This is a genomic window from Wolbachia endosymbiont of Nomada ferruginata (assembly GCF_001675785.1).
Classification (GTDB): Bacteria; Pseudomonadota; Alphaproteobacteria; order Rickettsiales; family Anaplasmataceae; genus Wolbachia; species Wolbachia pipientis.
Map to the genome: position 1 here is coordinate 1 of NZ_LYUY01000189.1, position 647 is coordinate 647.

Below are 647 nucleotides of genomic sequence, written 5' to 3' on the forward strand. Positions count from 1 at the left end.
TTATTTATTGCACTCAAGGGAAAGAATTTTGATGGCCATAATTTTTTGCATGAAGCGTTTTTAAAAGGGGCTATCGCTGCAATAGTGAGTGAGGGTAAATATAAAAGTTTCCCTCTCATTATTGTACAAGATACCCTGAAAGCTTTGCACGATATGGCATCATATTACATTAGAAATGTTCTTATTGATGCTAAAGTTATTGCAATTACAGGCAGTGTCGGAAAAACCACTACAAAGGATATGCTACACACTGTTTTATCGCAATATGGAGTGTCCCATGCAAACGAAGGTAACTTAAATAATAATATAGGATTGCCTTTGACAATTCTGAAAGCTCCAAAAAACTGCCAGTACTTAATTCTTGAAATGGGAATGAATAAAGCTGGTGAAATAAAAGAATTATCAAAAATTAGTAATCCGAATATTGCAGTTATTACCAACATCGAACCTGCACATACTGAAAATTTTTCATCACTATTTGACGTTGCACAAGCGAAGTTAGAAATTCTGTATGGTATGAAAAATAACGGTACTTTGGTTTTAAGCAGAGATAATAAATATTATGATTATCTCTCATCACACGCCAATAGAAATGTAATAAGCTTCGGTAAAGATAAAAATGCTGAAGTTTGTTTACTAAACTTAAT

The 647-nt window shown here is 32.8% G+C and carries 1 protein-coding gene; it reads left to right on the forward strand.

Annotation, left to right across the window (positions count from 1 at the left end):
- Window positions 1-647 (forward strand): UDP-N-acetylmuramoyl-tripeptide--D-alanyl-D-alanine ligase (locus BA053_RS06385; protein ID WP_167347185.1); only part of this gene is annotated, 647 nt, incomplete at both ends.